We start from the raw sequence: 5065 nt of genomic DNA on the forward strand, positions 1-5065 counted from the left end.
GCCCCGGAGAGCCCTCTCTCCGGGGCCGCAGGGGTGTGCCTCGGGCCCGTCGGGCCCGGTGGCGGGGGTCAGCGCACGCTGGCCCCGGTGGAGCCGCGCATCACGAGCTCCGGCTGGAACATGAACTCCGCGCGCTGCGCGGGGTTGCCGCCGACCTCCTCCAGCAGGGCGTCCACGGCCGCGATGGCCATGGCCTCCACCGGCTGGCGGATCGTGGTCAGCGGCGGTTCGGTGAACGCTATCAACGGCGAGTCGTCGAACCCGACCACCGAGACGTCCTGCGGTACCGCGAGGCCGCGCTGCCGGGCCGCCCGGATCGCGCCGAGCGCCATCATGTCGCTGCCGCACACGATCGCCGTGCAGCCCTTGTCGAGCAGCACGCCGGCCGCGGCGTGCCCGCCCTCCACGCTGAACAGCGTGTGGTGGATCCAGCCGTCGGCCTCCTCCTCGGTCACGCCGAGCAGTTCCTGCACGGCCGCCCGGAAGCCCTCGACCTTCCGGAGCACCGGCACGAAGCGCCGCTGCCCGATCGCGAGGCCGATCTTGGTGTGGCCGAGCTCGACCAGGTGCTGGACGGCCATCCACATCGCGGCGCGGTCGTCCGGGGAGATGAACGGCGCGGCGATCCGCTCGCTGTAGCCGTTGATCATCACGAACGGCACCTGGCGGCCGATCAGCTTGTTGTACCGCTCGTGGTCGGCGGTGGTGTCGGCGTGCAGTCCGGAGACGAACACGATGCCGGACACCCCCCGCTCCACCAGCAGTTCCACGAGTTCGTCCTCGGTGGAGCCGCCGGGGGTCTGGGTGCACAGCACCGGCGTGTAGCCGTGCCGGCTGAGCACCTGCTCGATCACCTGCGCGAGCGCCGGGAAGATCGGGTTGTTCAGCTCCGGGATGATCAGGCCGATCAGACCCGCACTGCGCTGCCGCAGCCGGGTCGGCCTCTCGTACCCGAGCACGTCGAGAGCGGCCAGTACGGTCTGGCGGGTGGTCGCGGAGACGCCCGCCTTGCCGTTGAGGACGCGGCTGACGGTGGCTTCACTGACCCCCGCCTGCGCCGCGATGTCCGAGAGTCGCGCCGTAGTCACGATCCCAGAGCCTATTGCAACCATCTCAGACCGCCCACCATACGGTGCTGTCCGCTGCCAGCAGAATCTCTCCGTCCACGGCCTCGGTGTCCGCGGAGGACAGCAGGATACGTCCGGGAGCGGCCATCCGGACCGGCGCAGCGGTGGTGTTGGAGGTGCAGACGAAGGAGCCCTGCGCGCTGTCCCGGCGGAAGGCGAGCACGCCCTCCGGCGCGTCCAGCCAGGTCACCTCGGTGCCGGCGCCGAGCGCGGGGTGCTCGCGGCGGACGGCCAGCGCGGAGCGGTAGAGCTCCAGGGTGGAGGTCGGGTCGCCGGTCTGGACCTCCACGCTGAGGTCGGCCCACTCGGCGGGCTGCGGCAGCCAGCTCGGACCGCCCGCGGCGGGACCGAAGCCGTACGGGGCCTCGGTGCCGGACCACGGGATCGGCACCCGGCAGCCGTCGCGGAAGCCGTCCTGGCCGGAGGCGCGCAGGAAGGACGGGTCCTGGCGGACCTCGTCCGGCAGGTCGGTGACGTCCGGCAGGCCGAGCTCCTCGCCCTGGTAGACGTAGGCGGAGCCGGGCAGGGCCAGCATCAGCAGGCTGGCGGCGCGGGCGCGGCGCAGGCCGAGCTCGCGGTCGCCGGCGGTGCGGATCTGGGTGCCGAGGCCGGGCTCGTTGGCGAAGCGGGTGGCGTGCCGGGTGACGTCGTGGTTGGAGAGCACCCAGGTGGTGGGGGCGCCGACCGGGCGCATCGAGTCGAGCGAGACGTCGATCACCTCGCGCAGCTCGTCCGCGGACCAGGAGGTGCCCAGGTACTGGAAGTTGAACGCCTGGTGCAGCTCGTCGGGGCGGACGTAGTTGGCGGTGCGCTGGACGGTCGGAGTCCAGGCCTCGGCGACGCCGATCCGCTGGCCCGGGTACTCGTCGAGGATCTTGCGCCAGTCGCGGTAGATCTCGTGGACGCCGTCCTGGTCGAAGAAGGGCATCACGTCGTTGCCGAGCAGCTTGAGCTGGTCGCCCTCGCCGCCGATGTCGGGCAGGCCGGCCTGCTTGACCATGCCGTGCGCGACGTCGATCCGGAAGCCGTCGACGCCCATGTCCAGCCAGAACCGCAGGATCGAGCGGAACTCGTCGGCGACGGCCCGGTTCTCCCAGTTGAAGTCGGGCTGCTCGGGGGCGAAGAGGTGCAGGTACCACTCGCCCGGGGTGCCGTCCGGGTTGACGGAGCGGGTCCAGGCCGGGCCGCCGAAGATCGACTCCCAGTTGTTGGGCGGCAGCTCGCCGTTCTCGCCCTTGCCGGGGCGGAAGTGGTAGCGGTCGCGCAGCGGGGAGCCGGGGCCCTCGCGCAGCGCGCGCTGGAACCACTCGTGCTGGTCGGAGGAGTGGTTGGGGACGAGGTCGACGATGATCCGCAGGCCGAGCGCGTGCGCGTCGCGGATCAGCCCGTCGGCGTCCAGCAGGGTGCCGAACATCGGGTCGACCGCGCGGTAGTCGGAGACGTCGTAGCCGGCGTCAGCCTGCGGGGAGGCGTAGAAGGGGGAGAGCCAGACCGCGTCGACGCCGAGGTCGCGCAGGTAGGGCAGGCGGCTGCGGATGCCCGGCAGGTCACCCATGCCGTCGCCGTTGGAGTCGGCGAAGCTGCGGGGGTACACCTGGTAGATGACCGCGTCCCGCCACCAGCCTCTGCTCGCGCCCGCACTCGCTGCGATGGGCTCGGCGGCGGTAGCGGGGGCGGGCCGGGAGGCGTCGGCCAGGTTCTGGGTCATGGGTCAGTCATCCCTTGGGGAATCGCGGCGAACGGAGCGTGGTGTGACGGTACGTCGGACCGACGGCCTCGGCGGGTGCTCCGGCCGTTCGGTGCGTGCGTTCGTCAGGACTTGGCCGCACCTGCGGTGAGTCCGGTGACGAGGTGGCGCTGGACGAGGTAGAAGACCAGTGCGGCGGGCAGCGCGATGAGCACCGAGGTGGTGGCCATCAGCTGCCACTGGTGGTCGTGCTCGCTGATGAAGGACTGCAGGCCGACCGCGAGCGTGTACTTGTCCGAGCTGAGCATGAAGGTCGAGGCGAAGGCGACCTCGGCCCAGGCGGTGAGGAAGGAGTAGAAGGCGGCGACGGCCAGGCCCGGGCGGGCCAGCGGCAGGATCAGCCGCCAGAAGGTGCCGAACGGGGAGAGCCCGTCGACCCGGCCGGCCTCGTCGATCTCCACCGGGATGGTGTCGAAGTAGCCCTTCAGCAGCCAGGCACAGTACGGGACGGTGGTGCCGGAGTAGACCAGGATCAGGCCGAGGTAGCTGTCCAGCAGCTGCAGGTTGGACAGGATGTAGTACATCGGCACGATCAGCACGGCGATCGGGAACATCTGGGTCACCAGCAGCGTCCACATCAGCTGCTTGTGGCCGGCGAAGCGCATCCGGGAGACGGCGTAGCCGGTGCTGGCGGCGAGCATGACGCCGACGACCGTGGTGCCGCCGGCGACGATCACCGAGTTGCCGAACCAGCTGAAGAAGTCGGTGTGGTTGAGCACCTTGTCGTAGTTCGACAGGGTCGCCTTGCCGAGGATCTGCCCCGGGTGCAGGTAGTCCATGTCGTCCGGGCCCAGCGAGATGTAGGCGATGTAGACGACGGGGAAGAGCGCGATCAGGCTGGCGGTGATCAGCGCGAGGTGGCTGAGCACGGAGGCGACGGGGCTGCGCTGCTCGCGGCTGCGGACCTTGGCCGGGCGGGCGGCGTGGGCGGCCGCGGGGCGGGCGGCCGGTCGATCGGTGGTGGTGGTCATCGGGGTACCTGCCTCGTGGATGTCGCTGGTCTGCTGGATGCTCGCGGCGCTCAGCCGTTCGCCTGCTCGTTGCGGGCGAGCCAACGGCGGTAGAAGCTGGTGAAGACGATCAGGAGCGAGAGCAGCAGGACGCCGTAGGTGGCGGACTGCGCGTAGTCGCGGGGCATCTGGCCGAAGCCGAGGCGGTAGGCCCAGGTGACCAGGATCTGGGCGTCGGGCGCGCCGTTGCCGAACAGCAGGAAGATGACGGCGAACTGGTTGAAGGTCCAGATCACGCCGAGCAGGACGACGGTGCTGCTGACGGTGCGCAGGCCCGGCAGGGTGACGTAGCGGAAGCGCTGCCAGGGGCTGGCGCCGTCCATCTCCGCGGCCTCGTACAGCTCGGCCGGGATGGACTGCAGGCCGCCGAGGAGCGAGACCATCATGAAGGGCACGCCGACCCAGGTGTTGACGGCGACGGCGGCGGCCTTCTGCGCGAACGGGTCGGAGAGCCAGCCGGGCTCGGGCAGGCCGACCGAGCCGAGGACGGCGTTGATGGCGCCGCCGTCGGCGAGCATCAGGCGCCAGGAGAAGACGGTGACGAAGGTCGGCACGGCCCAGGGCAGGATCAGCAGCATGCGGTAGAGGCCGCGGCCGCGGAGCTTCTGGTTGAGCAGCATGGCCAGCGCCAGGCCGATGGTGTAGTGCAGGACGACGCAGATGACCGTCCAGGCGATCGTCCACACGAAGTGCGACCAGAAGCGGTCGTACGAGCCGGGGCCCCAGAGCACGTCGGCGTAGTTGTGCAGGCCGACGAACTTGAAGCTGTCCGGGATGTGGTTGACGCCGATCTGGCGGCCGGTGTTGAGGCTGGTGGCGTCGGTGAGCGTCAGGTAGACGCCGCGCACGAGCGGGTAGCCGACCAGCACGCCGAGCACGACCACGACCGGCGCGATCATGGCGTAGGCGTACCAGTACTTGCTGTACGAGAGCTTGATGCGCTCCACGAGGCCCGGACGCGGTTCGCGGCCGCGGCTGCTCTTGCCGGGAGCGCCCTGCACGGCGACTGCCATTCTTGACACCTTTTCGGGAGGTCCGCCGCCTCGCGTCGGCGACTGGGTCTTCGTACGGGGGTGGCCGACGGCCGCCCGGCCCACCTGGGGGGGGGCGGGGGGGCGGGGGGGTTTGTTGGGGGAGGCAGATAGGGAGATCGGGGGGGTGGGGGAGAGGGTGTGGGTGGT

The 5065-nt window shown here is 70.8% G+C and carries 4 protein-coding genes; all 4 read right to left on the minus strand.

The window, feature by feature from the left end:
* Nucleotides 1-68 precede the first annotated feature (68 nt).
* The 4 genes from ABZ641_RS25385 to ABZ641_RS25400 all read right to left on the minus strand — a co-directional run bounded on the left by ABZ641_RS25385 (nucleotide 69) and on the right by ABZ641_RS25400 (nucleotide 4897).
* On the minus strand, nucleotides 69-1112 hold the full coding sequence (locus tag ABZ641_RS25385) for a LacI family DNA-binding transcriptional regulator (protein WP_344621856.1): 1044 nt from the start codon (nucleotides 1110-1112) through the stop codon (nucleotides 69-71).
* 1 nt (nucleotide 1113) lies between these two features.
* Nucleotides 1114-2835: a glycoside hydrolase family 13 protein gene (locus ABZ641_RS25390; protein WP_344621855.1), complete on the minus strand. Its 1722-nt coding sequence runs from the start codon at nucleotides 2833-2835 to the stop codon at nucleotides 1114-1116.
* A 104-nt stretch (nucleotides 2836-2939) separates the two neighbouring features.
* The gene (locus tag ABZ641_RS25395; protein WP_344621854.1) at nucleotides 2940-3845 is read right to left on the minus strand and encodes a carbohydrate ABC transporter permease; all 906 of its coding nucleotides are present in this window, start codon (nucleotides 3843-3845) and stop codon (nucleotides 2940-2942) included.
* A gap of 50 nt (nucleotides 3846-3895) precedes the next feature.
* Nucleotides 3896-4897, minus strand: coding sequence for a sugar ABC transporter permease (locus ABZ641_RS25400; protein WP_359985204.1), 1002 nt, complete (start codon nucleotides 4895-4897; stop codon nucleotides 3896-3898).
* Between the last annotated feature and the right edge of the window lie 168 nt (nucleotides 4898-5065).

The sequence above is a fragment of the Kitasatospora sp. NPDC007106 genome, assembly GCF_040634455.1.
GTDB lineage: Bacteria > Actinomycetota > Actinomycetes > Streptomycetales > Streptomycetaceae > Kitasatospora > Kitasatospora arboriphila.

Bases quoted from the DNA above. Each gene is read 5' to 3' on its own strand.
- ABZ641_RS25385 (WP_344621856.1), bottom strand. From the start codon at position 1,112: ATGGTTGCAATAGGCTCTGGGATCGTGACTACGGCGCGACTCTCGGAC.
- ABZ641_RS25390 (WP_344621855.1), bottom strand. From the start codon at position 2,835: ATGACCCAGAACCTGGCCGACGCCTCCCGGCCCGCCCCCGCTACCGCC.
- ABZ641_RS25395 (WP_344621854.1), bottom strand. From the start codon at position 3,845: ATGACCACCACCACCGATCGACCGGCCGCCCGCCCCGCGGCCGCCCAC.
- ABZ641_RS25400 (WP_359985204.1), bottom strand. From the start codon at position 4,897: ATGGCAGTCGCCGTGCAGGGCGCTCCCGGCAAGAGCAGCCGCGGCCGC.